24 protein-coding genes are annotated in these 26,515 nt (G+C 70.4%); 8 read left to right on the plus strand and 16 right to left on the minus strand.

What is annotated here, in order from left to right; translation table 11 throughout:
• Positions 1-81 precede the first annotated feature (81 nt).
• Positions 82-642 carry a GNAT family N-acetyltransferase gene (locus IE267_RS31195; RefSeq protein WP_229861515.1) on the plus strand — a complete coding sequence of 187 codons (561 nt, stop codon included), beginning with the start codon at positions 82-84 and terminating at the stop codon, positions 640-642.
• A gap of 34 nt (positions 643-676) precedes the next feature.
• On the opposite strand, the gene IE267_RS31200 is transcribed toward IE267_RS31195, so the two are convergent.
• The 6 genes from IE267_RS31200 to IE267_RS31225 all read right to left on the minus strand — a co-directional run bounded on the left by IE267_RS31200 (position 677) and on the right by IE267_RS31225 (position 8,031).
• The gene (locus IE267_RS31200; RefSeq protein WP_189765492.1) at positions 677-2,323 is read right to left on the minus strand and encodes a type IV secretory system conjugative DNA transfer family protein; all 1,647 of its coding nucleotides are present in this window, start codon (positions 2,321-2,323) and stop codon (positions 677-679) included.
• A gap of 1 nt (position 2,324) precedes the next feature.
• Positions 2,325-3,752 carry an ATP-binding protein gene (locus tag IE267_RS31205; protein ID WP_161245420.1) on the minus strand — a complete coding sequence of 476 codons (1,428 nt, stop codon included), beginning with the start codon at positions 3,750-3,752 and terminating at the stop codon, positions 2,325-2,327.
• Positions 3,753-3,771: 19 nt separating this feature from the next.
• A complete protein-coding gene (locus IE267_RS31210; protein ID WP_161245419.1) occupies positions 3,772-5,319 on the minus strand; it encodes an SCO6880 family protein in 1,548 nt (515 codons plus the stop codon).
• On the minus strand, positions 5,316-6,692 hold the full coding sequence (locus tag IE267_RS31215; protein WP_189765493.1) for a hypothetical protein: 1,377 nt from the start codon (positions 6,690-6,692) through the stop codon (positions 5,316-5,318). Before IE267_RS31215 ends, IE267_RS31210 begins: the two co-directional genes overlap by 4 nt.
• The gene (locus tag IE267_RS31220) at positions 6,682-7,548 is read right to left on the minus strand and encodes a DUF8175 domain-containg protein (protein ID WP_167158192.1); all 867 of its coding nucleotides are present in this window, start codon (positions 7,546-7,548) and stop codon (positions 6,682-6,684) included. The genes IE267_RS31215 and IE267_RS31220 overlap by 11 nt, the downstream gene beginning before the upstream one ends.
• Before the next feature lie 174 nt (positions 7,549-7,722).
• Positions 7,723-8,031 (minus strand): DUF8827 family protein, encoded by a 309-nt coding sequence (locus IE267_RS31225; RefSeq protein ID WP_053729027.1) that lies wholly within the window; start codon positions 8,029-8,031, stop codon positions 7,723-7,725.
• A gap of 404 nt (positions 8,032-8,435) precedes the next feature.
• Between IE267_RS31225 and IE267_RS31230 the strand changes: the two genes are divergently transcribed.
• The 3 genes from IE267_RS31230 to IE267_RS31240 all read left to right on the plus strand — a co-directional run bounded on the left by IE267_RS31230 (position 8,436) and on the right by IE267_RS31240 (position 11,525).
• On the plus strand, positions 8,436-9,395 hold the full coding sequence (locus IE267_RS31230; protein ID WP_189765494.1) for a trypsin-like serine peptidase: 960 nt from the start codon (positions 8,436-8,438) through the stop codon (positions 9,393-9,395).
• Positions 9,396-9,610: 215 nt separating this feature from the next.
• Positions 9,611-10,618: a bifunctional lytic transglycosylase/C40 family peptidase gene (locus tag IE267_RS31235; protein ID WP_229861516.1), complete on the plus strand. Its 1,008-nt coding sequence runs from the start codon at positions 9,611-9,613 to the stop codon at positions 10,616-10,618.
• Between the two features lie 202 nt (positions 10,619-10,820).
• A complete protein-coding gene (locus IE267_RS31240) occupies positions 10,821-11,525 on the plus strand; it encodes a phosphatase PAP2 family protein (RefSeq protein WP_161245417.1) in 705 nt (234 codons plus the stop codon).
• Between the two features lie 77 nt (positions 11,526-11,602).
• On the opposite strand, the gene IE267_RS31245 is transcribed toward IE267_RS31240, so the two are convergent.
• Both IE267_RS31245 and IE267_RS31250 read right to left on the minus strand, forming a co-directional pair.
• Positions 11,603-13,177, minus strand: coding sequence for an FAD-binding oxidoreductase (locus IE267_RS31245; RefSeq protein WP_189765495.1), 1,575 nt, complete (start codon positions 13,175-13,177; stop codon positions 11,603-11,605).
• A 114-nt stretch (positions 13,178-13,291) separates the two neighbouring features.
• The gene (locus IE267_RS31250; RefSeq protein ID WP_189765496.1) at positions 13,292-13,444 is read right to left on the minus strand and encodes a hypothetical protein; all 153 of its coding nucleotides are present in this window, start codon (positions 13,442-13,444) and stop codon (positions 13,292-13,294) included.
• A gap of 88 nt (positions 13,445-13,532) precedes the next feature.
• Between IE267_RS31250 and IE267_RS31255 the strand changes: the two genes are divergently transcribed.
• Both IE267_RS31255 and IE267_RS31260 read left to right on the plus strand, forming a co-directional pair.
• Positions 13,533-14,324, plus strand: a complete 792-nt coding sequence (locus tag IE267_RS31255; RefSeq protein ID WP_189765497.1) for an SCO4651 family lipoprotein — start codon at positions 13,533-13,535, stop codon at positions 14,322-14,324.
• 150 nt (positions 14,325-14,474) lie between these two features.
• Positions 14,475-14,666, plus strand: coding sequence for a hypothetical protein (locus tag IE267_RS31260; protein WP_161245414.1), 192 nt, complete (start codon positions 14,475-14,477; stop codon positions 14,664-14,666).
• Between the two features lie 254 nt (positions 14,667-14,920).
• Here the strand turns inward: IE267_RS31260 and IE267_RS31265 are convergent, their stop codons facing one another.
• Positions 14,921-15,265: a metal-sensitive transcriptional regulator gene (locus IE267_RS31265; protein ID WP_167158182.1), complete on the minus strand. Its 345-nt coding sequence runs from the start codon at positions 15,263-15,265 to the stop codon at positions 14,921-14,923.
• 252 nt (positions 15,266-15,517) lie between these two features.
• Between IE267_RS31265 and IE267_RS31270 the strand changes: the two genes are divergently transcribed.
• Together IE267_RS31270 and IE267_RS31275 are read left to right on the plus strand one after the other, a co-directional pair.
• Positions 15,518-16,138: a DUF47 domain-containing protein gene (locus IE267_RS31270; protein WP_053729022.1), complete on the plus strand. Its 621-nt coding sequence runs from the start codon at positions 15,518-15,520 to the stop codon at positions 16,136-16,138.
• A 7-nt stretch (positions 16,139-16,145) separates the two neighbouring features.
• Positions 16,146-17,144 carry an inorganic phosphate transporter gene (locus IE267_RS31275; RefSeq protein WP_100577830.1) on the plus strand — a complete coding sequence of 333 codons (999 nt, stop codon included), beginning with the start codon at positions 16,146-16,148 and terminating at the stop codon, positions 17,142-17,144.
• A gap of 900 nt (positions 17,145-18,044) precedes the next feature.
• Here IE267_RS31275 and pstB read toward each other — a convergent pair.
• From pstB to IE267_RS31310, 7 genes are all read right to left on the minus strand, one after another.
• Entirely contained in the window at positions 18,045-18,821 is a 777-nt protein-coding gene (gene pstB, locus IE267_RS31280) for a phosphate ABC transporter ATP-binding protein PstB (protein WP_161253268.1), read from the minus strand.
• Between the two features lie 78 nt (positions 18,822-18,899).
• Positions 18,900-19,976, minus strand: a complete 1,077-nt coding sequence (pstA, locus tag IE267_RS31285; RefSeq protein WP_167158180.1) for a phosphate ABC transporter permease PstA — start codon at positions 19,974-19,976, stop codon at positions 18,900-18,902.
• A 76-nt stretch (positions 19,977-20,052) separates the two neighbouring features.
• Positions 20,053-21,051: a phosphate ABC transporter permease subunit PstC gene (gene pstC, locus IE267_RS31290; RefSeq protein WP_167158178.1), complete on the minus strand. Its 999-nt coding sequence runs from the start codon at positions 21,049-21,051 to the stop codon at positions 20,053-20,055.
• A 137-nt stretch (positions 21,052-21,188) separates the two neighbouring features.
• Positions 21,189-22,331 carry a phosphate ABC transporter substrate-binding protein PstS gene (gene pstS / locus IE267_RS31295; RefSeq protein ID WP_167158176.1) on the minus strand — a complete coding sequence of 381 codons (1,143 nt, stop codon included), beginning with the start codon at positions 22,329-22,331 and terminating at the stop codon, positions 21,189-21,191.
• 415 nt (positions 22,332-22,746) lie between these two features.
• Positions 22,747-23,175 (minus strand): NUDIX hydrolase, encoded by a 429-nt coding sequence (locus tag IE267_RS31300; protein ID WP_189765498.1) that lies wholly within the window; start codon positions 23,173-23,175, stop codon positions 22,747-22,749.
• A complete protein-coding gene (locus IE267_RS31305) occupies positions 23,172-24,188 on the minus strand; it encodes a CHAD domain-containing protein (RefSeq protein WP_189765620.1) in 1,017 nt (338 codons plus the stop codon). The genes IE267_RS31300 and IE267_RS31305 overlap by 4 nt, the downstream gene beginning before the upstream one ends.
• Positions 24,189-24,201: 13 nt before the next feature.
• A complete protein-coding gene (locus IE267_RS31310) occupies positions 24,202-26,427 on the minus strand; it encodes an RNA degradosome polyphosphate kinase (RefSeq protein ID WP_189765499.1) in 2,226 nt (741 codons plus the stop codon).
• Positions 26,428-26,515: the final 88 nt, after the last annotated feature.

Consider the following 26,515-nt stretch of genomic DNA (forward strand, 5'->3'; position numbering starts at 1 on the left):
TTTGGGGAAAGCCCCGCATCATGATCTGTAGAAATACGGGTCACGGTGCGGGGCTTTTTCGCGTTGTGGCAGTATCTGCCCATGGAAATGGAACACCCCTCGAACCACGTCATACGTCCTGTGCGTGCCGACGAGTGGCGCAAGGTCAAGGAGCTTCGGCTCGCTTCCCTTGCCGATCCTGCCGCCCCGGTCGCGTTTCTCGACACGTTGGAGAGTGCGTCCGCGCAGCCCGACGAGTTCTGGCAGGAACGGGCGACGAACGCCCAGGGCCCGTCCGTGCGGCAGTTCGTCGCCGAGGGCCCGGACGGTGCCTGGGCCGGCAACGTGGTGGTGCTGATCGAGGCCGAGGGTGCCGATGACGTCTTCGGAAACCGGATCACCTCGCCGCAGGCGCACATCGTGGGCGTCTTCGTACGGCCCGAATACCGTGGCATCGGGCTGACCGAGCGGCTCTTCGCGGCCGCGCTCGACTGGGCCTGGGCGCAGGCGCCGCGGGTGGACCGGGTCCGTCTCCTGGTGCACGAGGACAACCCGCGTGCTCGGGGCTTCTACCGCAAGGCCGGCTTCGTACTCACCGGGTTCACGGCGCTGTTGACCGATGACGGCGGGCGCGACCTGGAGATGGAGATCCTCAGGCCGTAGCTGCGACTACATCGGGCGACAGCGTCGGGCGCGGCTACGTCAGGGCCTCGGTCCAGCGGGCCCGGGCCTGTTCGGGGGAGCGGAGCAGGACCAGGAGCGGGAGACCCTGGTCCTGACCGGTCGACAGCAGCTGCGGTAGCCGGGGAAGCGGAGCCACGGCCGCGACGTCGTCGAGGACGAGCGTCATTGGTGGGTCGAGGCGACCGTCAGATGACCGTTCGGCCATGCGGCGGCCGCGCTCGACCACGTCTGAGGCGAGTGCCGTGAGGAGCGGCATCGCGGCGGGGTCGGACCGGGGATCCTCGATCGCTTCGCCCACCACATAAAGAGTGCCCCCCTCGTCCACAAAAGATTCCAGAGCGAGCGAATCCGCTCGGTTCGGTGTGCAGGCGTCGCGGATGTGGATCGAGGAGAGACAGGAGAGGGCTCGGGCCGTCAACTCCTGGGCGATTTCCCGGCGTTCGGGGTAGGCCGTGAGCGCCGACTCCAAGAGGCCCGCGCTGCCGCTCTGCGCCTTGGGGTGCGTGCGCAGGATGCGTACGGCCTCGTGGGCGGCCGTTCCCTGTGCCCAGCGGTGCAGCTGCTTCGTCGCCCGGCCGTCGCGGCTCTCCAGGGCGGCGGCGTGCAGCCAGCAGCGCAGGAGGGTTTCCGCGGTGTCCGCCATGGCGGCGTCCATGCGGGCCTGGGGGCGTACGGGGGCGAGGAGGGCGGCCGCCCTTGCCGCGGCGAGGTCCGCGTCCGCGCAGCCGGCGGTGGGGGACCAGTGGAGTCGTGCGGGAGTGTCACAGCGGTGGGTCGGGTCGTAGACGTGTACGGGGCCGAGCTTGGCCCTGGCGTCCTTCGTCTCCGCCCACAGGGTGGGGTCCGAGGTGACGACGAGCGCCGCGCCCTCTGCGTCCTGGATTGCCTGGAGAGCGTGCGGCCTGCGCGATTCCGGGGGGCCGAAGTGCAGCCGTGGGGTTGGCTGTTCGGCCCGGGGGGCGGGGAACTGTTCCACCCCGCTCAGCGCGGTGGGGGCGCCGGCTCCCCAGGCGGGACGGCCGGGTTCGGGGGTCTCGGGCGCTGCGGGTGCCCCGGAGGCGGGCGCTGCGGGGGCCGGTACCAGCGGTTGCTCGGGACCGGGGTCGAGGGGCTGTTCGGGACCGGGGGCGGTGTCCGGGGTTTCGGCCGGCGGGGTTCGCCGTGCCCACTCTTCCCCACGGTCTCGGCTCCGCTCGACCGGGGGAGGCGCCAGGCGCTCTGCGACACGTCCGCCCACAGCGGGGGCGGGGGTGGCGTCCTGTGTCAGGGGTGCAGGGGCAGCCGGGGGCTGCTGTCTCGCTCTCGCCCGTACCGCTCGCCACCGCGTGAACGTTCCGAGCACGAAGATCGTCAGGACGATCAGGATCAGGAGTTCGCCGATGAGGAGGCCCCAGAAGAGGCCGTAGCCCGGGAGGGCCGGGGGCGGGGTGTCGGGCCAGGCGGCCGGCAGGTCCTGGGGGGCCGTGACCAGGGATCTCAGGGCCATCGGACTGTGCGTGAACGATACGCCTGGGGGCCAGGACCCGTGGGTGAGGACGCCCGCCAGGCCGGTGGCCGTCCAGACCAGGACCGTCAGGCCGAGCAAAAAGGCCAGGAGGCCGACCAGGAGGGAATCGGGGATGCCTCGCTGGTCGCCTCTCGGGGTGCCGGTTCCGCTCACTTCAGGCCACCGTGGACTCGGAGGAGTCGGGTGCGTTGGACAGTTGTTGTTCGATCATCGCTGCTCGGCGTTCCGTCTCCGATTCGAGTTGGGAGTCGAGCTCCGAGGCCAGGATGTCGTCCGTCGCCGCGGACTCCGTCATGGCGCGGTCGGTGAAGACCAGCGGGCGCTCGCGTTCCGTGATCAGGTGCTTGACCACCTGGACGTTGCCGTTCACGTCCCATACGGCAATGCCCGGAGTGAGGGTCGGGATGATCTCCACCGCCCAGCGCGGTAGGCCGAGGACCCGGCCCGTCGCCCTTGCCTCGTCCGCCTTCTGCGCGTAGATCGTCCTGGTCGACGCCATTTTCAGGATCGCTGCCGCCTCCCTGGCCGCGGCTCCGTCCACGACGTCGCTCAGGTGGTGGACGACCGCTACGAAGGACAGGCCCAGGCGGCGGCCGAACTTCAGCAGGCGCTGGAAGAGCTGTGCCACGAAGGGGCTGTTGATGATGTGCCAGGCCTCCTCGACCAGGAAGATGCGCTTCTTCCGGTCGGGGCGGATCCAGGTGTGCTCCAGCCAGACGCCGACGATGGCCATCAGGATCGGCATCGCGATCGAGTTGCGGTCGATGTGCGAGAGGTCGAAGACGATCAGGGGGGCGTCCAGGTCGATGCCGATCGTCGTCGGGCCGTCGAACATGCCGCGCAGGTCGCCGTCGACCAGGCGGTCGAGGACCAGGGCGACGTCCAGGCCCCAGGCGCGTACGTCCTCTATGTCGACGTTCATCGCCTCGGCCGACTCGGCCTCGGGGTGGCGGAGTTGCTCGACGATGTCGGTCAGGACCGGCTGGCGGTCCGTGATCGTGCTGTTGACGTACGCGTGCGCCACCTTGAGCGCGAAGCCCGAGCGTTCGTCCAGGCCGTGGCCCATCGCCACTTCGATGATCGTTCGAAGCAGGGCGAGCTGGCCGGTCGTGGTGATCGCCGGGTCCAGGGGGTTGAGCCGGATGCCGCCGTCCATCGCGGTCATCGGGTCGAGCCGGATGGGGGTTATCCCCAGCTCGCGCGCGATGAGGTTCCACTCGCCGACGCCGTCCTCGCCTTGGGCGTCGAGTACGACGACCTGACGGTCGCGGAACCTCAACTGCCGCAGGACGTACGTCTTTTCCAGGGCCGACTTGCCGTTGCCGGACTCGCCGAGCACCAGCCAGTGCGGGGCCGGGAGCTGCTGGCCGTACAGCTGGAAGGGGTCGTAGATGTAGCCCTTGCCGCTGTACACCTCGCGCCCGATGATCACGCCGGAGTCGCCGAGGCCGGGGGCGGCGGTCGGCAGATAGACGGCCTGGGCCTGGCCCGTGGAGGTGCGGACGGGCAGCCGGGTGGTCTCCACCTTGCCGAACAGCAGGGCGGTGAAGGCGTCGGAGACGAGAGACAGCGGATCTCGCATGGCGGGTACTGCCTCTCGGCTAGCGGCGGATTCCGGTCGCGAACGGCAAGGTGTTGACGAAGGCCCGGTGGTGCTCGCGGTCGCACCACTCCAGCTTCAGGTACGACTTGCCGGCGGAGGCTCTGATGGTCCGCTTGTCGCGGGCGAGGGCCTCCGGAGAGCGCGAGGACACCGTGATGTAGCCGACCAGGTTGACGCCGGCGGCGCCGCTCGCGAGGTCCTCGCCGCGCTGGTCGAGACGGCCGTGCGCGGCGATGTCGCGCGGGTCGACGGTGCGGTTCATCTTGGCGGCTCGGGACGCCTCCGCCTCGTCGTTGGTCTTCTCCGTGAGCATGCGCTCGATGGCAACCTCGGTCGGCTCCAGGTCCATGCAGACGGCGACCGTGCGGATCACGTCCGGGGTGTGGACGAGCAGCGGGGCGAGGAAGTTGACGCCGACCGGGGTCATCGGCCACTCCTTCACCCAGGCCGTGGCATGGCACCAGGGCGCCCGCGTCGAGGACTCGCGGGTCTTGGCCTGGAGGTAGGTGGGCTCCACGGCGTCGAGCTCGGCCGGCCAGGCGTTGCGCTTGGTCATGGCCTGGATGTGGTCGATGGGGTGGTCCGGGTCGTACATGGAGTGCACGAGCGAGGCGAGCCGGCTCTGGCCGAGCGGCTGGCGCACCCGGATGTCGGCCTCGGCCAACCGGGCGCAGATGTCGGTGAGTTCACGGGCCATGACGACGGCGAGGCCCGCGTCGCGGTCGAGCTTGCGGCCGTGCGGGTTGGCGGCGCGGGCCATGGCGTTGGCCTCGGCGGCCAGTTCGCGGCTGTACTGCATGCAGGCCACGAGGTAGGCGCGGTGCTGCTCGCTGGAGGTCGACACCATCGACTGGAGCTGCTCGTAGGAGTCCTGGAGCCAGCCGGGGGCCTTGGTGTCGCCGCGCTGGGCCACGTCCTTGGCGTGCGCGTCGGGGTCGGCGGGCAGGGTGCGGGCCAGCATCTGAAGGCGCGTCACGAAGCCGTCGCCGTTGGCGACATGCTTGAGGAGCGTGCCGAAGCGGTCGACGAGGGCCTCCTGGTCCTCGCTGTCGCGCAGGCCGACGCCGGGGCCCTCGATCTCGATGGCGGCGGTGACGGTACGCCGGTCCGCGTGCAGCAGGACCGCGATCTCGTCGGGGCCGAAGGGTGCGGCGAGCCAGTTGACGTGGCCGATGCCGGGCGGCGGCCCCACCTCGACCTCGCGCCCGTCGAGCCGCACGCCGGCCTCGGCCGTGCCGGAACGGAAGGCGGTGCCGCGGCGCAGCGAACGCTTGTAACTGCGGTTGATCTCGAACCACTTGTAGAACGTGCGGTGCTTGTACGGCAGGTACACCGCGGCGAGCGCCAGGAACGGGAAGCCCATCAGGAGCACGATCCGCAGAGATAGGACGGGGACGAGGAGCCCGCACATCATGCCGAGGAAAGCGCCGCCGATGATCAGTACGATCTCGCCGGTCTCGCGGTTCTTGCCGACGACGGCCGACGGCCGGGCGCGGCCGATCAGATACGTACGGCGGGGCGCGACCGGTTGGGACTGGGTCGTCAACGCCCTCCACCTCCAGTGTTCTTGTTGCCTGCGGTGCCGCCGGAGTTACGGCGGTGGGTGTGCGGCGTGCCGGACGTCGGGCCGGAGCCGCTGCGTGGCGGAGGTGCGGCGGAGGGGACAGTTCCGCCGCCGACCCCGCCGCCGGAGCCCCGGCTGCTGTGGGCGGCCACGCCACCGGACATGGGGTTGGCGGGGCGGGCCTGGGCGGCGCCGCCCCCTTGGTTGCCCCGGCCGCTGTGGGTCTTGATGCCCTGCGAGACGAGGGCTGCGGGCGAGGAGATGAGGGCGGCGGCCTGGGAGCCGTCGGTGGCCTGCTTGCGGTTGGTGCGGGCGGAGGCGATCTCGTCGCCGAAGCCGGGCACGAAGCGGTAGATCATCGCTGAGGCGAAGATCGCGAGCAGGATGATGGCGAGGCCCGAGACGACGGCGGAGAAGGAGTCGGGGCCCTTGCCGGAGGAGAGCGCTCCGGCGAGCCCGAGCACGATCACGATGACGGGTTTAACCATGATCACGGCGATCATGATGCCCGCCCAGCGGCGTACGTGGCCCCACATGTTCTTGTCGACGAGCCCCGCGTACACGACGGTGCCGAGCAGCGCGCCGACGTACAACAGGGCGGCGCGGATGACCAGTTCGAGGAAGAGGACGCCCGCGGCGAGGATCGAGACGAGGGCGACGACGATCAGCATGATCGGGCCGCCGCCGATGTCCGTGCCCTTCTTGAGCGCGGCCGAGAACGACCCGAAGAACACGTCCGACTGGTTGCCGGTCGCGTTCGAGATGGCCTCGGTGACGGCGTCCGTGGCCGATACGACGGTGTAGAGGATCAGCGGGGTGAACGCGGAGGCGAGCACGGTCAGCCACAGGAACCCGACGGCTTCCGAGATCGCCGTCGACAGCGGCACCCCGCGGATGGCCCGCTTGGCGACGGCCAGGAGCCACAGGACGAGGGTGAGGAAGGTGGCAGCGGCGAAGACGACGGCGTACTGGGTGCGGAAGCTGGGGTTGGTGAAGTCGACGGTGGCGGTCGACTTCACCGCGTCGGAGAGCTTGCCGACGATCCAGGCGGCGGCGTCGGCGCAGCCCTTTGCGAGGGAGGTCAGGGGGTCGGAGGCGCCCGCGGGGTCGGGGGCTAGGGTCTTGGAACCGCCCTTGCTCGCGCCGGATTCGCAGTAGTCCCGGGCGGGGCCGCGAATGAGGTCGCAGGCGTTGTTGCTCGGGCTCGGGCTGGGGCTAGGGCTGGCGCCCGATGACCCGCCGGGCGTGGGCGTGGGCGCGGAGTACGCCCTGCTCGCGAGCAGGATGGCCGCCGTCTGCACGGCGGTGAACGCGGCGGCGACGGAAAAGGCGCGGCGGGGCGGCTTAACGGGCATACGTGAACCCTCCGAACTGCTCCACGGCGTCGGTCATGTCCTTGGCGGGAGCGGCGGCCTGGTCACGGCCGACGGGTGCCGGGCCGTCCTTCTGCGTGAAGTCGGTGATCTTCCAGTCCCCGCCGGTCCACTTGAGCTGGAACGTGTTGGTGAACCAGCTCTCCGAGACCGGGTTCTTGGATCCCTCGCCGGCCAGCCCGAAGAGTGCGGAGTACCAGACGGACACGCTCGCGGTATTGCCGTCGAACTTGTCCGCCTTGGCGCCGACCGGGTTGAACCGGGAGATGAAGGTCTGTCCCGAAGGGGCGGTGCCGTCCGGATTGAGGCCGATGCGGGTCAAAAAGTCCTTGCCGGAGTACGCCTTGTCGAGATCTCCCTGCCGAGCTGCGGCGATGTCGGGTGCGTACACCGTGTTCACGATCTCGTGCCGACGGCCGGTGCTGTACATGCCGTCGGAGCCCAGGGCCACGAGATAGTTGACCGCAGCCGACTGCGCCCCCTGCTCGGTCCGGGCGAACCCGGACGCGATCCCGCCCTGCTTCCCCGGCACCGGCTTCGTGCCCGTCGCCGCCGTCGACTCGGCCGCCCCGGGCTTGGCCGCGTTGTCCGGGGTGGTGGCGGAGCCGTCGCCGCCCCGGTTGGCGAAGGCGATCGCGGCCACCAGCAGGACCACGACGCCGACGACCATGACGAGGGAGCGCGAGGTGCGCTGGGGGCGGCGGCCGCCGCCGTAGACGTCGCCGGTGGTCTCGGGCATGCGCGTACGGGTCTGCCGGGTGCCGCCCAGCGTGCTGAAGCGGTCGTCGCCGCGGCCGGGGTCGCCCCCGACGTGGCCCGGCTCGTCGTCGAAACTCATGCCTGCGCCCCCTCGGCCGTGTACGAATCCGCGTAGTACGACGGTAGCCGTGCTGGTTGCCGCGCGGGCGCGGTGTGGTGACTCGACATCAGGGAGACGCAACCTCTGCCGGTGGGCACGACGGACGGATGGTGTGAGGGGGACGGGAGGGGCGGCGTTGGGGCTGACGCGAGGTCAGACGGCCATCCCGTAAACGATGGTGAAGAGGGTGCCCAGGGAGCCGATGATGAAGACTCCCGTCAGGCCGGCCACGATCAGGCCCTTGCCCTGTTCGGCGCTGAAGGTGTCGCGCAGCGCCGTCGCTCCGATCCGTTGCTTGGCCGCACCCCATACCGCGATGCCGAGGCAGAGGAGGATGGCGACCGCCATCACCACCTCCACCATGATGCGGGCCTCGTTGCCGAGCGTCCCGAACGGCCCCCAGTTGGGGGCGATTCCGCCGATGATGGTGGTGATGTCGCCTTTTCCGGCTGCCAGGTACATGTAACTCACCGCCCCTGTCGGGTAGTTCGATGCCCCTGCCCCACGGCATGGGTCAGGTTCTATCTTCGCTGATGAAACCGGCGGAGTGGGACGCCTTGGTGCCCCTCTTTACCCGCCCTCGCACAGATGTGCCGTTCGCACCGCCCTGACCTGCGGTGAATCGGTTGTATGCGAAAACGCGTATGGTCACTCTGTGTATCACGCAGGGTGACTCCGGGCAATGACTGTCGTTGTTACACCCTTGGGCCGCTTGTCGTGTCGGTGGCCGACGGCGCAGGTCGGAGCGGCGGGCCGTTCATAGAAACTTCTCAGAAAAGGTTCATGGTCGCTCTCAGTCGGGGCAGCGAGAGTCAGAGTGTTCGCAGTCAGCAAGCACGCCCGCCGACCTCCAGGAGACGCACCGTATGAAGCGCACTGGCATCTTCGGGACGAGATTCGCGACCGGCCGCGGAAGGTTCGGTGCGCTGTCGGCCGCGGCCGTGCTCCTCGTCATACCGGCATACGGGGCCAGCGACGCGGGGGCGACCGGCCGGACGACGACGGCGCCGGCCACCGCCGACAACGCCCGGGTGGGCGCGCTGTTCAAGGGCGGCCTGGACGACGGGCACTACTGCACTGCCTCGGTCGTGCGGAGCTCCGGTCACGACGTCATCGTGACCGCCGCGCACTGTCTGCCCGCGGACGAGTCGGAGGGCGGCAAGGCGGTGTTCGCTCCCGCCTACCGCGACGGCTCCGCGCCTTACGGGACGTGGCCGGTGGAGTCGGTGTACGAGGAGGACAGCTGGACCGAGGACGGTGACCAGGACAGTGACGTCGCCTTCGCGGTCCTCGGGCCGGGGTCCGACGGGGGCAAGCAGATCGAGGACGCGGTGGGCGCCGCCCCGCTGTTCGCGGGCCGGGCGACCGGGGAGTCCGCGACGCTGACCGGCTACCCGTCCGACACCGAGGTCCCGCAGGTCTGCGCGAACACGGCCGTCGCGTACGGGGACACCCAGCAGCGCATCGACTGCCCCGACTTCCCGGGCGGCACCAGCGGCAGCCCGTGGGTCGTCGAGGGCGGGGCGGTGGCCGGCGTGATCGGCGGGTACCAGCTCGGCGGGGACGACCCCGACGTCTCCTACAGCATCGTGTTCGGACCGCACGTCAAGTCCCTGTTCCAGATGGCGGACGCCGCGGGTGCGCCCAAGCCGGCGGCTCCCACGCCCTCCCCGACCCCGCCGGCCCCCACTCCCTCGCCGACCCCGGCGGCGAAGGCACCCGCGACCGCGGAGTCCGCCCCCGCGTCCGCCGGTGCCAAGCCCGCTCCCGTCGGGTGGACGGGCGAGGCCCTGCGCATGCTCGGTGCCCTGATCCCCTGGGGCTGATGCCGCGTCAGATGACGCCGAGGTGTGGGTGAGTGTCCTCGGCCCGCTTCCGCCGACGCGTGCGGTGACGTAGCGTCATATGCGCCTGGGGAGGGTCGGACGGGCCTGGGCGGCCGTCATCGCCTCGGGGGGCCTCCTGGCCGAATGAGCGAGGGTCCGACACGAGTGCGGGCGAAGTTGCGGTGAACCGCGCCTCGATGGGGGAGGGTTGAGGGGTGCGCAGAGTCTGGGTGGTCGGTGGGATCGCGTTCGGGGTGTGCCTGAGCTTCGTCGCGCTGCTCGTCGTCGGTACGTACTCGGCCGCCGCCGGCCTCGCCTCCAGGGCGGGCGGTGCCATCGGGCTCGCCAAGGGTGCCGTGCCCTCGCTCTACCAGCCGCTCGTGCAGAAGTGGGGCGACTACTGCCCCAGCCTCAACCCGGCGATGCTCGCCGCCCAGCTCTACTCGGAGAGCGGCTGGAAGACGACCGCCGTCAGCCCGGTCAACGCGCAGGGCATCGCCCAGTTCATGCCCGCCACTTGGGCGAGTCACGGCATCGACGGCAACGGGGACGGCAAACGGGACATCTGGGACCCGGCCGATGCCATTCCGTCAGCGGCCTCCTATGACTGCGAATTGGCCAAATACGTCAAGGACGTGCCCGGCGACGCGAGCGACAACATGCTGGCCGCGTACAACGCGGGGGCGTACGCGGTCATCAAGTACAAGGGCGTTCCGCCGTACAAGGAGACCCAGGGGTATGTGAAGACCATCCGGTCCCTGGAGAAGAGCTTCGCCGCCCCCGTCGGCCGGGTCCAGCCGTCGCAGCAGGCGGCCGGGGCCATCTACTACGCGCAGCAGAAGCTCGGTACGCCCTACCTCTGGGGCGGGGAGGGGACGCCCGAGCAAGGGGGGCGTTTCGACTGTTCGGGGCTTACGCAGGCCGCGTACCAGAGCGTCGGGATCACCCTGCCCCGCGTCGCCAACGACCAGTACAACGCCGGGCCGCACCCCGCCCGCAACGAGCTGCTCCCCGGCGACCTGGTGTTCTTCTCGACCGACCTCGGCAATTCACGGGCCATCCATCACGTGGGGCTCTACGTGGGGGGCGGGTACATGATCAACGCCCCCTACACCGGTGCCGTCATCCGCTTCGACAAGATCGATGCACCCGACTACTTCGGCGCGACCCGGGTCACCAAGGACGGCGCCGCGGCGCTGCCCACCCCTCAACCGGGGGCTTGAACAAGGCCCTTCAATGGCCGGAACTCTCCGTGAAGCCAAGGCCCTGAGCTGGGGCTATTCGTCACTCTTCGATAACGTCGAGGTGATCATTCAGTGGAGAGTGGAACGCGGTGGCCGTGGAGGGCGTTCCCTGGACAGTGACTGATGTACGTACTGACCACGGGGGTTGGTAGCAGGACGGATCAAGGCAAGGGGCCGCAGCATGGCTGGACTCGCATTCGACGGAGCGAATCCCGATGTCAGCGTGCTCTACGACATCAACGGACTCGCCAAGGACGCCCCCTCCTGGCTCGACCGGGTCATGGCCTTCGTCGGGGAGTACGGGATTCTGCTCGGCCTCGTGCTCGTCGTGCTGTGGTGCTGGTGGAGCGTGCGGCGCGCGGAGGACCGGCAGGCGGCGGTCGCGTCCGTCGCCGGGATCCTGTGGGCGCCGCTGGCCGCCGGGATCGCCGTCCTCGTCAACATCCCCATCCGCGGCTTCGTGCAACGGCCGAGGCCCTTCCTCGACCACAAGGGGCTCGACGTCCTGGTCGGCGGCAAGAACGACTTCTCGTTCGTCAGCGACCACGCCACCCTCGCGATGGCGCTCGGCGCCGGACTGTTCGTCGCCAACCGGAAGTTCGGCCTGATCGCGCTCGGCCTCGCCCTGCTCGAAGGGTTCTGCCGGATCTACATGGGCGTGCACTACCCGACCGACGTCGTCGGCGGCTTCGCGCTCGGCACGGCGGTCACACTGCTCCTCGCGCCGCTCGCCCAGATGCTGCTCACCCCGGTCGTCGCGGCCGTCGCACGCTCGCCGCGGCTCGGCCTCCTGGTGCACTCGCGCAAAGCCCTGACGGTGGTGCCGGCCGCGCCCGGCGGTGCGGTGGAGCACTCGGGGCCCGAGGAGCGCGACCTCGCGGCCTGACGGACCGGCCCTGACCGTCGGCCGGCGAGCGATCGGCCCTGATCGTCGGCCGGCGAGCGATCGGCCCTGACCGTCGGTCAGAGCGCCTGGGGGAAGTCGAAGAGCCGGTTCGGGTCGTACTGCTTCTTCAGCGCGGCCAGCCGCGGTGCGGCCGACCCGTAGTACGCGGTACGCCAGTTGGTGAGCGAGGCGTCGGGGTAGTTCTGGTAGGCCGCGCCCGAGGCGTACGGGCGCATCGCGTCGTGCGTACGCGTCAGCCAGGACTGCTGGGTCGAGCCGGAGGTGCCCGGCCGCCACGAGGCGATGTACTGGGCGAGCACCCGTGAGGTGCGGTGCACGAAGGCGGTGGCGTCGGGCGAGACCCGGTTGATCGCGCCGCCGAGCGCGGTGAGCACGACGGTCCCGCCGCCCCCGTTGTCGGCCGCCGGGATGCGGGTGAACTCCTCGGCACCGGAAAGGAGTTGGCGTATCCCTGGCGCCGGTATCGCCTTCGTATAGAAGTCGGACTTCGCCGCGTACGTCTCGCGCTGGAGCACCCCCTGCGGGGAGCGGCCCGGGGTGCGGCCGGGCAGATGGCACTGGGCTTGGCTGAAGGTCGAGCACCCGCCGTAGAGCAGCATCGCGTCCTGGAAACCGGTGCGGTGCAGGGACACCGAGGACGCGGAGGCACCCGCCCGGTCGGCGAGGCGGTCGAGGGCGTTCTGCAGATCGCCGTACGAGCCGAGGGAGAACGCGGAGACGGTGAGCGTCGGGTTGCCGCCGCCGGCGCCGCCCGCCAGATGCGCGGCGGACCAGATCTCGTCGCCCTGGTCGGGCCCCCACTCCTGCCAGGCTTCGACCACCGCCTGCGCCTGCCGCCAGGGCCAGGTCAGATACGCGGTCACGCCCTGCGGGGCCTCGTGCGTACGGAAGGTGAGCCCGGTGACCACGCCGAAGTTGCCGTTGCCCGCGCCGCGCAGGGCCCAGAACAGATCCGGGTTCTGCTTCTCGCTCGCCGTCAGTTTCCGGCCGTCGGCGGTGACGAGGCTCACGGAGGTCAGGCTGTCGCAGGCGAGCCCGTACGCCCGGGCGGTGACGCCGTGGCCGCCGCCCAGGGTCAGGCCCGAGACGGCGACGGTGGGGCAGGAGCCGCCGGGGACGGTGCGGCCGCTCTTGGCGAGGCCGGTGTAGACGTCGAGAAGGCGGGCGCCCGCGCCGACGGTGCCGTCGGCCGACACGGTGTTCAGCCGCGATACGTCGATGACCAGGCGGCCGGTCCCGGACGACCAGCCGGCGTAGTCGTGGCCGCCGCTGCGGACGGAGATCGGGGCGTGGTGGGCGCGGGCGTAGGCGAGGCACTCCTGGACGTCCGCCTCGTGCGCCACGTACGCCACGGCGTCGGGCTTCTGGTCGTCGAAGCGGGTGTTGTAGAGCTGGCGGGCGGCGGCGTAGTCGGCGTCGCCGGGCCGGACGAGCTTGCCCTCCAGGGAGTGGGCCAGGGCGTTCCAGTCCGCCGGGGCCGAGGCGCTCGGCGAGGGGCTGCGGCTCGCGGTGCCGGTGGGGGTGGCCGTGCCGGTCGGCGCGGGTTGCGGGTGCGCGGTGCTGCCGCAGCCGGAGGTGGCGAGGGTGGCGGCGGTGCCGGTGGCTGCGGTCAGGAGGGTGCGGCGGCGCATGGGGGCTCCCGGGGGGCGTGGGGGGCGCTGGGCTGGCTCCTTCCCCGAGCCTGCCGTTCCCGAACCGGGGAAGGTCCGGGGAAAGGGAGCCGGATGCGCCGACGGCCCTCGGGCTCAGTCGGCGGACGGGGTCGGGTCCGGGGAGTCGTGGAATTCGGCGTCCGTGCGGGCTCGGTCGCGGCTCCGGCGGGCCGGGCCCGTCCAGCCGCAGGAGCAACGGGCCACCGCGAAGCTGCCGCGTTCCGTGATGGTGGTCTGGTGGAGCACCTCACCACCGTACTGCGGGCGTGACGGTGGCCGTACCGCGGTCGTTAGGAGTACGGGCTAGGCCAAGGGCGTTGGGGGTTCGGCGGCGATGGTGGTGCAACGGCACGGAGCCGGGCGAGCGGGTGCGATCGTGACCGCCGCGCTGGTGGGCGGTGTGTTCGCGGCTGCCTCCGGATGCGGTGGCGGCACCGCGGAGATGACGGGCGGGCCCACGCCCGACCCGGCGGCGCTGGTCCGCGCGGCCGCCGACCGCCTGGTGGCGGCGGGCAGCTCACAGGCCACCACGTCCATGGAGATGGCCACCGGGGGCACCCGGGTCACCATCCGCGGCGAGGGCACCTACGACTACCGGCACCGGACCGGGCAGTTGACGGTGATGCTGCCCAAGGACGTGAAGGGCGCGGAGGAACGGCGCCCGATCACGGAGCTCCTGGCGCCGGGCGCGCTCTACATGAAGAACCGGGGAGCCGGGGTGCCGGCGGACAAATGGGTACGGGTCGACACCGCCACGCTCGCCGACGGCAACCTGGTCACGGGCGGTGCCACCGACCCGTACGCCGCCGCCGAACTGCTGCGCGGCGCACAGGGCGTGACGTATGTCGGCGAGGAGGGCCTCGCCGGGGTGAAGGTGCGTCACTACCGGGGGAGCGCGGTGCTGCCCGCGAAGGTGGCGAAAGGGTTCTCCACAGCCGTCGTGCCGTTCGACGCGTACTTCGACGGGTCGGGCCGGCTGTGCAAGGTGCGCCAGCAGTTCAGCTACGTCAACCGGGACCGGCCCGTCGCGGTCGCCTCGACGACGCTGCTCTACGGGTTCGGGGCGGCGGTCGGCGTGCGGCTGCCGGAGGCGCGGGACATCTTCGACGGGAAGATCCAGCCGTAATCAGCCAGATATGGCCCCCTCAGGTGGGTCGGGGGTGGCGGAAATGGTCCGTCCGTGCCATGCGCGGTCCGTGTCGCCCTCCCTACGCTAGGAAGCCGAGCGGACGACGGCGGAAGAGCGGATGAGTGGGAAGAGGTCGAGGAAGAGGTGATGTGCGTGGCTTCGCTTCGCGGCGCGACCGTCCAGGACCACGTGGCCCTCGTCGAGATCGAACTGTGCGGTGAGTTGATGATCGCGGCGTCCGCCGCGGAGGGGGACCGGCTGAGCCCGGACCTCATCGACGAGGTCCTGAACGTCGGGCGCCCGGGCCCGCCCCCACCGGCCGGGGTGTGGCCCCGGTAGACCCCGATGGCCCCCGGTAGACCCCTTGGTGTGGGGTGCCCCTTCGGGGCGGGGTGCGGGGGCGCTGCCGCGAGTTCGGGGGACGGACCGTGCGGGGCCGTTCGCGCAGTTCCTCGCGCCCCTGAAGGATTCGGTGCTGGGCCGCGTCGGGCATTTCAGCCCGTCATGGGGGTCCCCCTGGCCCTTGAGGCCTTGGGGGAGTTCGAGGACGAGCGCCTTTCGGGCGCGAACGGGGGCCGGGGCGGAGCCCCGGGTCAGGTGCGCATCATGCGGGCGATGGCCTTCGTGGCCTCCTCGACCTTCGCGTCGATCTCGTCGCCGCCCTTGACCGCCGCGTCGGCGACGCAGTGCCGCAGGTGTTCCTCCAGGAGCTGGAGCGCGAAGGACTGCAGCGCCTTGGTGGACGCGGAGACCTGGGTGAGTATGTCGATGCAGTAGACGTCCTCGTCGACCATGCGCTGCAGGCCGCGGATCTGGCCCTCGATCCGGCGCAGCCGCTTGAGGTGCTCGTCCTTCTGCTGGTGATAGCCGTGCACGCCGTGGTCGTGATCGGTCACAGGGGTCTCGACCGGGGGGCCGGCTGCCTCGGTGGTCGTCATCGCGTCCTCCCGTTGTCTGCCAAGTGGTCTGCCAGGTGCCCGGTGGCCTGCCGCATGCCTGAGGGCCTGCCGTGTGGGGCAAGGGGAGTGATACCCCTCATGGGTATATGGTAACGAATTTCCGGATCCCTGGCGGGGGCCCGTGCTGATCACTGTGCCTGATGGGCGACACTGAAGAACGCCGGTTAGCCGTGGCCGGATGATGCGCCTAGCATCAGCCTGACCGAATCCCAAGCACTCCGAGGACCCCACGTGCGCTTTCGTCTGACCCCCAGGGAGACGAGCTTCTACGACATGTTCTCCGCATCCGCGGACAACATCGTCACGGGCTCGAAGCTCCTCATGGAACTGCTCGGAGCGGATTCCGCGTCCCGGGCCGAGATCGCGGAGCGCATGCGGGCAGCGGAGCACGCGGGGGACGATGCCACCCACGCGATCTTCCACCAGCTGAACTCCTCCTTCATCACGCCGTTCGACCGCGAGGACATCTACAACCTCGCCTCGTGCCTCGACGACATCATGGACTTCATGGAGGAGGCCGTCGACCTGGTCGTCCTCTACAACGTGGAGGAACTGCCCAAGGGCGTCGAGCAGCAGATCGAGGTGCTCAACCGCGCGGCCGTGCTGACCGCCGAGGCGATGCCGAACCTGCGGACGATGTCCAACCTGACCGAGTACTGGATCGAGGTCAACCGCCTGGAGAACCAGGCCGACCAGATCCACCGCAAGCTGCTCGCCCACCTCTTCAACGGCAAGTACGACGCCATCGAGGTGCTCAAGCTGAAGCAGATCGTGGACGTACTCGAAGAGGCGGCGGACGCGTTCGAGCACGTGGCGAACACGGTGGAGACCATCGCCGTCAAGGAGTCCTGACCCGGTCATGGACACCTTTGCTTTGATCGTGACCATTGGCGTCGCGCTCGGATTCACGTATACGAACGGCTTTCACGACTCGGCGAACGCCATCGCCACGTCGGTGTCGACGCGGGCGCTGACCCCGCGCGCCGCCCTCGCGATGGCCGCCGTGATGAACCTCGCCGGTGCCTTCCTCGGCAGCGGCGTCGCCAAGACGGTGAGCGAGGGGCTCATCTCCACGCCCGAGGGCAACAAGGGGATGGGCATCCTGTTCGCGGCGCTGGTCGGCGCGATCATCTGGAACCTGGTCACCTGGTACTTCGGGCTTCCTTCCTCGTCGTCGCACGCCCTGTTCGGCGGCATGGTCGGAGCTGCCCTCGCGGGCGGTACGACCGTGTACTGGTCCGGGGTGCTCGACAAGATCGTCATTCCGATGTTCGTCTCGCCGGTGGTCGGCCTGGTGGTCGGCTACCTGGTGATGTGCGCGATCCTGTGGATGTTCCGCAAGGCGAACCCGCACAAGGCCAAGCGCGGCTTCCGCATCGCGCAGACCGTCTCGGCGGCCGGGATGGCCCTCGGCCACGGCCTCCAAGACGCGCAGAAGACCATGGGCATCGTGATGATGGCGCTGGTCATCGCCGATGTGCAGGACGCCGGCTCGGAGATCCCGATCTGGGTCAAGATCGCGTGCGCGGCGATGCTGTCGCTCGGTACGTACGCGGGTGGCTGGCGGATCATGCGGACGCTGGGCCGGAAGATCATCGAGCTCGACCCGCCGCAGGGGTTCGCCGCGGAGGCGACGGGGGCGTCGATCATGTTCGGGTCGTCGTTCCTGTTCCAGGCGCCGATCTCCACGACGCATGTGATCACCTCGGCGATCATGGGTGTGGGGGCGACGAAGCGGGTCAACGCGGTGCGGTGGGGGGTCGCGAAGAACATCATCCTGGGGTGGTTCATCACGATGCCGGCGGCGGCGCTGGTCGCAGCGCTGAGCTATCTGCTGGTCCACGTCTTCTTCAGCTAGCCCTGGCTCTCGGGCCCCCGGCTTTCGGGCCGCGCCCGGAGCCCACCCCGCCCTTTCCGGCTCTGCCGGGGGGGTGGGGTTTCGGCTTTTCGGGGTGCGCCGGGCTCGGCCCGGGGGGCTGGGTTTGCCCCTCCCCGCCCCTTCCCCAGACCCGCCGGGGGTGGAGTGGGCCGGGCCGACTTCCTGGGGCTGCGCCCCGGGTCCCTGCTTTCGGCTACGGACCGTAGGGGGCGTTCGCGCAGTTCCCCGCGCCCCTGACCCCGTTTTTGTCCTCAGGTCGTGGGTGGCTGGTTCGCGCAGTTCCCCGCGCCCCTAAAAACGTCTGTCGGCTGCGGACGGTGGGTGGCTGGTCGCGCAGTTCCTCGCGCCCCTGAAAACCCGTCGTCGTCCTCGGGCCGTGGTCGCTTTTCGCGCAGTTCCCCGCGCCCCCAAAAACCCGTTTTCGTCCTCGGGCCGTAGGTGGCTGGTCGCGCGGTTCCTCGCGCCCCTGAAGGATTCGGTGCCGGCCCGCATTGGGCATTTCAGCCCGTCCGGCGTTTGAGGACGAGCGCCCTTTAGGCGCGAACGGGGGTGTAGGGGGCGGAGCCCCCGCAGGGGTCTGGGGCGGAGCCCCAGGGACCCGGAACCAACCAACCCCGGGTCACGGGCGGGCGGGTGGGCAAACTCCCCGGGGTCTGGGGCGGAGCCCCAGGGCTCAGCCGATCAACCCGCCGCACGGGCGGGTGGGTGGGCAAACTCCCCGGGGTCTGGGGCGGAGCCCAATCCCGCCGCACCGGCGGGCAGGTGGGCAAGATGCCCGGGGTTCGGGCGGAAAAGGGCCCGCCTCCCGGGGTGCGGGAGGCGGGCCGTTCGTCTGGCGGTGGCACCGCCATGCAGCACCGCAGACGGTCGGTGACGGGCCTAGCCGAAGCGGCCCGAGATGTAGTCCTCCGTGGCCTGCACGGACGGGTTGGAGAAGATCCGCTCGGTCTCGTCGATCTCGATCAGCTTGCCGGGCTGGCCGACCGCCGAGAGGTTGAAGAAGGCCGTACGGTCCGAGACCCGGGCCGCCTGCTGCATGTTGTGCGTCACGATCACGATCGTGAAGCGCTCCTTCAGCTCCCCGATCAGATCCTCGATCGCGAGCGTGGAGATCGGGTCGAGCGCCGAGCAGGGCTCGTCCATGAGCAGCACGTCCGGCTCCACCGCGATCGCCCGCGCGATGCACAGCCGCTGCTGCTGCCCGCCCGACAGACCGGAACCCGGCTTGTTGAGGCGGTCCTTGACCTCGTTCCAGAGGTTGGCGCCCTTGAGCGACTTCTCCACCACGTCCGCCAGCTCGTTCTTCTTGAACTTGCCGTTCAGACGCAGCCCCGCCGCCACGTTGTCGAAGATCGACATCGTCGGGAACGGGTTGGGGCGCTGGAAGACCATGCCGACCGTGCGGCGCACGGCCACCGGGTCGACCGCGGAGCCGTACAGGTTCTCGTCGTCCAGGAGCACCTTGCCCTCGACGCGCCCGCCGGGGGTCACCTCGTGCATGCGGTTCAGGGTGCGCAGGAACGTGGACTTGCCGCAGCCGGACGGGCCGATGAAGGCGGTCACGGAGCGCGGCTCCACGGTCATCGAGATGTCGTCGATCGCCTTGTGGGCGCCGTAGTAGGCGGAGAGGCCCGATACGTCGATTCGCTTGGCCATGACTTGATCACTGCTTCTTTCGGGATGGCGAGACGGTCGCTGGGGTGGCCCCGCCCGGCGGGACCGAAGGGTGTCGCGTCAGCGACCGGTCTTGGGGGCCTTCCAGCGGGCGATGCCGCGGGCCACCAGGTTCAGGATCATGACGAAGGCGATCAGGACCAGGGCGGCGGCCCAGGCGCGGTCGTACGCCGCGTCGCTGCCGACCCGGTACTGCTCCCAGATGTAGAAGGGGAGCGAGGACTGAGCACCCTGGAAGGGGTTGGTGTTGATCAGCTGGTTGCCGAAGACCAGCAGCATGATCGGGGCGGTCTCACCGGCGATGCGGGCGATCGCGAGCATGACGCCGGTGGTGATGCCGCCGATCGCCGTCGGCAGGACCACCTTCAGGATCGTGCGCCACTTCGGTACGCCGAGGGCGAGCGAGGCCTCGCGCAGCTCGTTCGGTACGAGCTTGAGCATCTCCTCGGTGGAGCGGACCACGACCGGCAGCATCAGGATCGACAGGGCGAGCGAGCCCATGAAGCCCGAGGGGCCCAGGTCGAACATCAGCATCAGGGTCAGGATGAACAGGCCGGCCACGATGGACGGGATGCCCGTCATCACGTCCACGAAGAAGGTCACGGCCTTGGCGAGCGTGCCCTTGCCGTACTCCACCAGGTAGACCGCGGCGAGCAGGCCGAGCGGGGCCGAGATCAGGGTGGCGATGCCGACCTGCTCCAGGGTGCCGATCAGCGCGTGGTAGACGCCGCCGCCGGTCTCGAAGCCGGGGACGCCGGCCATCGAGTGGGACAGGAAGTACCCGTTGAGGACCTTGGTGCCGCGGCTGATCGTCGTCCACAGCAGGGAGGCCAGCGGGATCACGGCGAGGATGAAGCAGACCCAGACCAGGGAGGTCGCCACCCGGTCCTTGGCCTGCCGCTTGTTCTCGACGGCCGTGGTGACCGCGTACGAGACGAGGATGAAGAGCAGGGCCGCGATCAGGCCCCACTGGACCTTGCTCTGCAGGTCGAAGGCGAGGCCGATGCCGATCGCGAGCGCGATGGAGACGACCGCGAAGCCGGCTCCCGCCCAGCGCGGCAGCGAGCGTGCGCTGAGGCTGCCCTTGCGGGGGGCCGGAGTGGCGGGCCGGGCGTCCTGAACGGCTACGTGGCTCATGCGGGGCTCCCTTCGGGGGCTGCGGGGCGGAGGGCTCGGGGCTGGGCGGGGCGCGGGTCCCGCGGCTCGGCGGGGCTCATGCGTTGGCCCCCGAGTACTCCTTGCGGCGCGCGATGATCATGCGGGCGGCGCCGTTGACCAGCAGGGTCAGCACGAAGAGGACCAGGCCGGAGGCGATCAGGGCGTCCCGGCCGAGCTGGTTGGACTCGTCGAACTTCGCGGCGATGTTCTGCGCGAAGGTGCCGCCGCCCGGGTCGAGGACGTGCAGCGACAGGACGTAACTCGGGGACAGGACCGTGGCGACGGCCATCGTCTCGCCGAGCGCGCGGCCCAGGCCCAGCATCGAGGCGGAGATCACGCCCGAGCGGCCGAAGGGCAGGACGGAGAGGCGGATGACTTCCCAGCGGGTCGCGCCGAGGGCCAGGGCGGCCTCCTCGTTCATGCGCGGGACCTGGAGGAAGACCTCACGGCTGACGCTGGTCACGATCGGCAGGATCATGATCGCGAGCAGGATGCCGACGGTGAACATCGAGCGGGCGACGCCGACTTCGGTCTTCTCGAAGACGTACGTCCAGCCCATGTACTGGTCGAGCCAGTCGTTCAGCCCGCCGAGGTAGGGCACCAGGAACAGGGCGCCCCAGACGCCGTAGACGATCGAGGGCACCGCGGCGAGCAGGTCGACGACGTAGGCGAGGGGTGCGGCCAGCTTGCGCGGCGCGTAGTGCGAGATGAACAGGGCGATGCCGACAGCGATCGGAACCGCGATGGCCATCGCGATGATCGAGCTGACGACGGTGCCGAAGAGCAGGACCGCGATGCCGAACACCGGCGGGGTGCCGGCCGGGTCCCAGTCGAAGGTGGTCAGGAAGTTGCCCTGGTCCTTCGAGATCGCGATGCCGGCCCGGACGCTGAGGAACACGGCGATGGCCGCCATGACGACCAGCAGGAAGATGCCGGAGCCCCGGGAGAGCCCGAGGAAGATCTTGTCGCCCGCGCGGCCGGTGGACTGCTTGCGGCGCTGCGCGGAAGCGGGAGCGGGTGGTGGCGGTGTGTCGGTTGCTATGGAAGAAGCCATGATCTTTCCGGTCTGTGGGCGGGGACTTGATGGGTCCCCTGGCGGCGGTGCACCGGATGGTGTGCGGCGGGGGCCGGATCGGGGCCCCCGCCCCACCTGAGCCGCCGGGTCTTCGGCCCGGCGACTCAACTGTGGTTCTACGAGAGGGAGTTGACCGTCTCAAGAACCTTGGCGTTGATCTCGGCCGGAATCGGGGCGTAGCTGGCGTCGGTGAGCAGCTTCTGGCCGTCGGCGCCGGCGGTGTAGGCGAGGAAGGACTTGACCGCGCCGAGCGTCGCCGGCTTGTTGCCCTTGTCGCAGGCGACCTCGTACGTGACGAGGACCAGCGGGTAGGCGCCGTCGGCCTTGGTCGTGTAGTCGAGCTTCAGGGCCAGGTCCTTGCCGGTGCCCGCGATCTTCGCGGCGGCGATGGCCTTGGAGGCGTTCTCGGCGGTCGCCTTGACCGGGGCGGAGGCACCGGTGTTGATGTCGACCGTCTTGATGGACTGCGAGGCGGCGTAAGAGAGCTCGAAGTAGCCGATCGCGCCGTTGACCTGCTTGACCTGGGCGGCGACGTCGCCCGAGCCGGAGGCGGCCTGACCGCCGGAGGCGGCCCACTTCTTGGCCGGCGGGTAGGGCCAGTCGGTCTTGGCGGTCGCGGAGAGGTACTTGGTGAGGTTGTCGGTGGTGCCCGAGTCCGTGGAGCGGTGGAAGGCCTGGATCGCGAGGTCGGGGAGCTTGGCGCTCGGGTTCAGCTTGGTGATCGCCTCGTCGTTCCACTTGGTGATCTTGCCGTTGAAGATCTTGGCGATCGTGGAGGCGTCCAGGACCAGGCTGTCGACGCCCTCGACGTGGAAGCCGATCGCGATCGGGCCGCCGACCATCGGGAGGTTGATGCCCTGGCCGCCGGAGCAGACCTTCTTGGAGTCCTCGACCTGCTGCGGGTTGAGCGGCGAGTCCGAACCGGCGAAGCCGACCGTGCCCTGGGTGAACGCGACGATGCCGTCACCGGAGGAGGAGGACTTGTAGTTGACCTGGGCGTCCTTGCAGGCCGCCATGTAGTTCTTGACCCACAGGTCCATGGCGTTCTTCTGGGCGGACGAACCGGAGGCCAGGAGCTGGCCCTTGGCGCCGTCGCACTTCACGCTGGAGGCCGCCCCGGTGGTCTTGTCACCGCTGCCGCCCGTGCTCCCGCCGCCGCTGTTGTTGTCGCTGCCGCACGCCGTGAGGGCCAGGGCGCTGGACACGGCGATGACGCCGAGGGCGGTGGCGCGGAGCCGGTTCTTGCGCTGAAGCTTCACTTTCGGGTGTTCCTTCCGGGAGCCGCCGGTTTCCGTTCGTTGTACGGCGGCGTGCGTTGGATGGGCGGTGAGGGCGGGATGCCGTGCACCGTGTAAGGCCGAAATTAGGCAGAACAGGTGAAGTGGTCGGCGGGGAAGAGTTAACGGAAGGTGAACCGTGGCGGGCAGTGCGGTGCCGACCGTTACCGGTTCGTGTTCAGCAGGCGTACGCATCCGCCCGCACACCGGTGCGCGCCCCGGCCCCGGGCCCGATTTCAGGGGCCTCAGGACTTCAGGGGCTGCGGAGACCTCGGGTGACTCGGGGACTTCAGGGGCTGCGGAGACCGCGGGTGCCTGAGGGGCTTCCGGGACTTCAGGGAGCTTCGGAGGCTTCGGGGATCTCGGGGCTTCGGTGATCTCCGGGTTGGGGGGGGGCTCAGGCGGAGTGCAGCGCGTCGAGCAGCGCGAGGACCAGCTGGCGGTCGCGGGGGTGGGTGAGTCGGTGGTGGGCGGCCGACGGGGTCAGCCACAGCAGCCGGTCGACCTCGTCGTTCGCGGCGAAGCGCCCCTCGCCCGCCTCGGCGGCCCAGTACTCGACGCGCTTGGGGCGGCCCTGGCCGTCCGTGTAGTGGGCGGTGGGCAGCGCCGCGCCCGGCGCGCACGTGAACCCGGTCTCCTCAAGGACCTCGCGCAGCGCGCCGTCGAGCGCGGCCTCGTCCCGCTTCAGCTTGCCCTTGGGGTGCGACCAGTCGTCGTACTTGGGCCGGTGCACGAGGCAGATCTCGATGCCGCCGTCGCCCCAGGGGGAGCGGCGCCACAGGACGCATCCCGCGGCGAGGACGGTTCCGTCGGGTGCGGTGCTCATGGGACCGCCGGGGCGGTGGACGCTGCGTGGGACACCGCCACAGGCTGCCAGATCCGCTGGAAGGCGAAACGTGCGGCCTCCACCTCGTGCCGCTGATCGGCGTGCAGCACGCCGAGCGCGTACGCGGTGGCCGGGGCGATCCGGGGGGTACGGGCCGCGGCGGACGCGGCGGCGGCGGCCTCGGCCGCGTCCCGGTGCCGGTCCAGGGCCCGCCCCGCGGCCAGCAGCCGCTCGGGCGGCTCCGGCTCGCCGAGCCCGTGGTGCAGCACCTCCTGTGCGTACCGGTGCAGCCGGAGCAGCAGCCGCACCTGGTGCCAGGGGCTGTCCTGGCTCTCGCTCTCCTGGACCAGGGCCTCCGCGTTGTACGGATGCGCGGCCCGGGCCAGCGGCAGCGCGGCCACGGCCCGGTCGAGCCGGTCCTCGGCGTCCAGGGCCGCGGGTGCGAGCACCTCGCAGGCGTGCGCCGCGGCGGCCGAGGCCAGCGGCACCTCGCTGGCGAGCAGCGCGACCGCGTCCGCCACCGCGTGGAAGCGGGAGGAGCCGAGCGCCTGGAGCGCCGCCGAGTGGGCCCGCGTGCGGGCCAGGGTCAGCTGGCGGTCGAGCAGGGCGCCCGCACGGGCGGCGCCCACGGTGAGCGTCCCGGTGTCGCCGCGCGGCGGCGGTACCCGGGAGCCGGCGAGCCGGTGCAGGGCGTCCAGGAGCCGGGCGAGCCGGGCCGAGCAGGCGTGCTCGCCCGCCAACGTGCCCGAAAGCCAGGCGAGTTCGGCCCGCAGTTGGTCCGCCCAGACGGGGTCGAGCAGCGGCCGGAAGGTGTGCAGGGTCGCGCTGATGCGGCGGGCCGCGGCCCGCAGCGCGAGTGCGGCCTCCTCGGTGGACTGGTTGTCGGGGCCCGCCTCGCGGTGGAGGCGCAGGCCGCGCAGGAATTCCCCCGCCTGTTCGTGGAGATAGGGGGCGAGGATCTCGCCCGCCAGCTCCTGTCCGGCGATCCTGGCTGTTCCGGCGGTTCCGGTGATTCCGGCAGTGTTCTCAGGGCGTTGCACGCCGGCGCCTCCGGGCGTCTATCAGCATCTCCTGTACGTTCCGCAGCGGCTGGCCCTCGGCGTCGGTCGCGTGCCGGGTCCAGTTTCCGTCGGCGCCCAGGTGCCAGGACGCGGTGGTGTCCGACATCCCGGTCTCCAGGAGCCGGCTCAGGGCCGCGCGGTGGGCCGGGTCGGCGACCCGGACCAGTGCCTCGATGCGTCGGTCGAGGTTACGGTGCATCATGTCGGCGCTGCCGAACCAGACTTCGGGCTCGCCGCCGTTGCCGAAGGCGAACACCCGCGAGTGTTCCAGGAAGCGGCCGAGGATCGAGCGCACCCGGATGTTCTCCGAGAGGCCGGCGACCCCGGGCCGCACCGCGCAGATGCCGCGGACCCAGACGTCGACCGGCACACCGGCCTGCGACGCGCGGTAGCAGGCGTCGATCACGGCCTCGTCGACCATCGAGTTGACCTTGATGCGGACGTAGGCGGGGCGCCCGGCGTGCTGGTGGGCTATCTCCTTGTTGATCCGCGAAACCAGGCCGTCCCGAAGGGACTTGGGGGCCACGAGCAGCCGCCGGTAGGTCTCCCTGCGGGAGTATCCGGACAGCCGGTTGAAGAGGTCCGAGAGGTCCGCGCCGACCTGCGGGTCGGCGGTGAGCAGTCCCAGGTCCTCGTACAGCCGGGCCGTCTTGGGGTGGTAGTTGCCGGTGCCGACGTGGCTGTAGCGGCGCAGTGTCTCGCCCTCCTGGCGCACCACGAGCGACAGCTTGCAGTGCGTCTTGAGGCCGACGAGCCCGTAGACGACGTGACAGCCGGACTCCTCCAGCTTGCGCGCCCACTTGATGTTGGCCTGCTCGTCGAAGCGCGCCTTGATCTCGACGAGGACGAGCACCTGCTTGCCCGACTCGGCCGCGTCTATCAGCGCGTCCACGATCGGTGAATCGCCCGAAGTCCGGTACAGGGTCTGCTTGATGGCGAGCACGTCCGGGTCGGAGGCGGCCTGTTCCAGGAAGGCCTGCACCGAGGTGGAGAACGAGTCGTAGGGGTGGTGGAGCAGTACGTCGCGCTCGCGGACCGCCGCGAAGATGTCCGGCGCCGAGGCGGACTCCACCTCGGCGAGGTCGCGGTGGGTGCCCGCCACGAACTTGGGGAACTTCAGCTCCGGCCGGTCCAGCGCGGAGATCCCGAACAGTCCGGTCAGGTCGAGCAGGCCGGGCAGCGGATAGACCTCGGCGTCCGAGATCTTCAACTCCCTTACCAGCAGGTCGAGTACGTACGGGTCGATGGACTCCTCGACCTCCAGGCGCACCGGCGGGCCGAAGCGGCGCCGCATGAGTTCCTTCTCCAGGGCCTGGAGCAGGTTCTCGGCGTCGTCCTCCTCGACTTCGAGGTCCTCGTTGCGCGTCACCCGGAACATGTGGTGCGCGAGCACCTCCATGCCGGGGAACAGCTCCTCCAGGTGCGCCGCGATGACGTCTTCGAGCGGTACGTAGCGCTGCGGCGAGGCCTCCAGGAACCGGGAGAGCAGCGGCGGCACCTTCACGCGCGCGAAGTGGCGGTGGCCCGAGACCGGGTTGCGCACCACCACGGCGAGGTTGAGCGAGAGCCCCGAGATGTACGGGAAGGGGTGCGCGGGGTCCACGGCCAGCGGGGTCAGGACCGGGAAGATCTGCTGCCGGAACAGGGTGAAGAGGCGGGCCTGCTCCTTCTCGGTGAGGTCCGGCCAGCGGATGAGGTGGATGCCCTCGTCGGCCAGGGCCGGGGCCACGTCCTGCTGGTAGCAGGCGGCGTGCCGGGCCATGAGCTCGCGCGAGCGGGTCCATATCAGGTCCAGGACCTCGCGCGGCTGGAGACCGGAGGCCGACCGGGTGGCCACCCCGGTCGCGATGCGCCGCTTGAGTCCGGCCACCCGGACCATGAAGAACTCGTCCAGGTTCGAGGCGAAGATCGCCAGGAAGTTCGCCCGTTCGAGGAGCGGGGTCGCCGGGTCCTCGGCCAGCTCCAGGACGCGCTCGTTGAACGCGAGCCAGCTGCGCTCCCGGTCCAGGAAGCGCCCCGAGGGCAGCTCGTCGCCCTCGCTCTCGTCCTCGTAGGCGTCCAGGTCCGCGTCGAGGTCCGGCTCCAGGTCGGAGACGGCGGCCGCGAGCGTGTGCGGCCGGTGCGCGGCTATGGAGCCGACGGACGGCTGGGCGGGCTTGAGCGGGACGTCGGCGCTGGGCTGCTGGCTCATGTCCCCATTGTTCCGCGCACCGGGGTCCTCCAGCGCGTCGGAGAGAGCGGGAGTGAGGGCCCGGGGGGTTCTGGGCGGGGGAACTGTT

The sequence above is a fragment of the Streptomyces xanthochromogenes genome, assembly GCF_014650455.1.
GTDB classification, from domain to species: Bacteria; Actinomycetota; Actinomycetes; order Streptomycetales; family Streptomycetaceae; genus Streptomyces; species Streptomyces xanthochromogenes.

Bases quoted from the DNA above. Each gene is read 5' to 3' on its own strand.
- IE267_RS31215 (WP_189765493.1), bottom strand. From the start codon at position 6,692: ATGCCCGTTAAGCCGCCCCGCCGCGCCTTTTCCGTCGCCGCCGCGTTC.
- IE267_RS31225 (WP_053729027.1), bottom strand. From the start codon at position 8,031: ATGTACCTGGCAGCCGGAAAAGGCGACATCACCACCATCATCGGCGGA.
- IE267_RS31265 (WP_167158182.1), bottom strand. From the start codon at position 15,265: ATGACGACCACCGAGGCAGCCGGCCCCCCGGTCGAGACCCCTGTGACC.
- IE267_RS31240 (WP_161245417.1), top strand. From the start codon at position 10,821: ATGGCTGGACTCGCATTCGACGGAGCGAATCCCGATGTCAGCGTGCTC.
- IE267_RS31310 (WP_189765499.1), bottom strand. From the start codon at position 26,427: ATGAGCCAGCAGCCCAGCGCCGACGTCCCGCTCAAGCCCGCCCAGCCG.
- IE267_RS31255 (WP_189765497.1), top strand. From the start codon at position 13,533: ATGGTGGTGCAACGGCACGGAGCCGGGCGAGCGGGTGCGATCGTGACC.
- pstC (WP_167158178.1), bottom strand. From the start codon at position 21,051: ATGGCTTCTTCCATAGCAACCGACACACCGCCACCACCCGCTCCCGCT.
- pstB (WP_161253268.1), bottom strand. From the start codon at position 18,821: ATGGCCAAGCGAATCGACGTATCGGGCCTCTCCGCCTACTACGGCGCC.
- IE267_RS31300 (WP_189765498.1), bottom strand. From the start codon at position 23,175: ATGAGCACCGCACCCGACGGAACCGTCCTCGCCGCGGGATGCGTCCTG.
- IE267_RS31230 (WP_189765494.1), top strand. From the start codon at position 8,436: ATGAAGCGCACTGGCATCTTCGGGACGAGATTCGCGACCGGCCGCGGA.
- IE267_RS31260 (WP_161245414.1), top strand. From the start codon at position 14,475: ATGTGCGTGGCTTCGCTTCGCGGCGCGACCGTCCAGGACCACGTGGCC.
- IE267_RS31220 (WP_167158192.1), bottom strand. From the start codon at position 7,548: ATGAGTTTCGACGACGAGCCGGGCCACGTCGGGGGCGACCCCGGCCGC.
- IE267_RS31195 (WP_229861515.1), top strand. From the start codon at position 82: ATGGAAATGGAACACCCCTCGAACCACGTCATACGTCCTGTGCGTGCC.
- IE267_RS31205 (WP_161245420.1), bottom strand. From the start codon at position 3,752: ATGCGAGATCCGCTGTCTCTCGTCTCCGACGCCTTCACCGCCCTGCTG.
- pstA (WP_167158180.1), bottom strand. From the start codon at position 19,976: ATGAGCCACGTAGCCGTTCAGGACGCCCGGCCCGCCACTCCGGCCCCC.
- IE267_RS31245 (WP_189765495.1), bottom strand. From the start codon at position 13,177: ATGCGCCGCCGCACCCTCCTGACCGCAGCCACCGGCACCGCCGCCACC.
- IE267_RS31275 (WP_100577830.1), top strand. From the start codon at position 16,146: ATGGACACCTTTGCTTTGATCGTGACCATTGGCGTCGCGCTCGGATTC.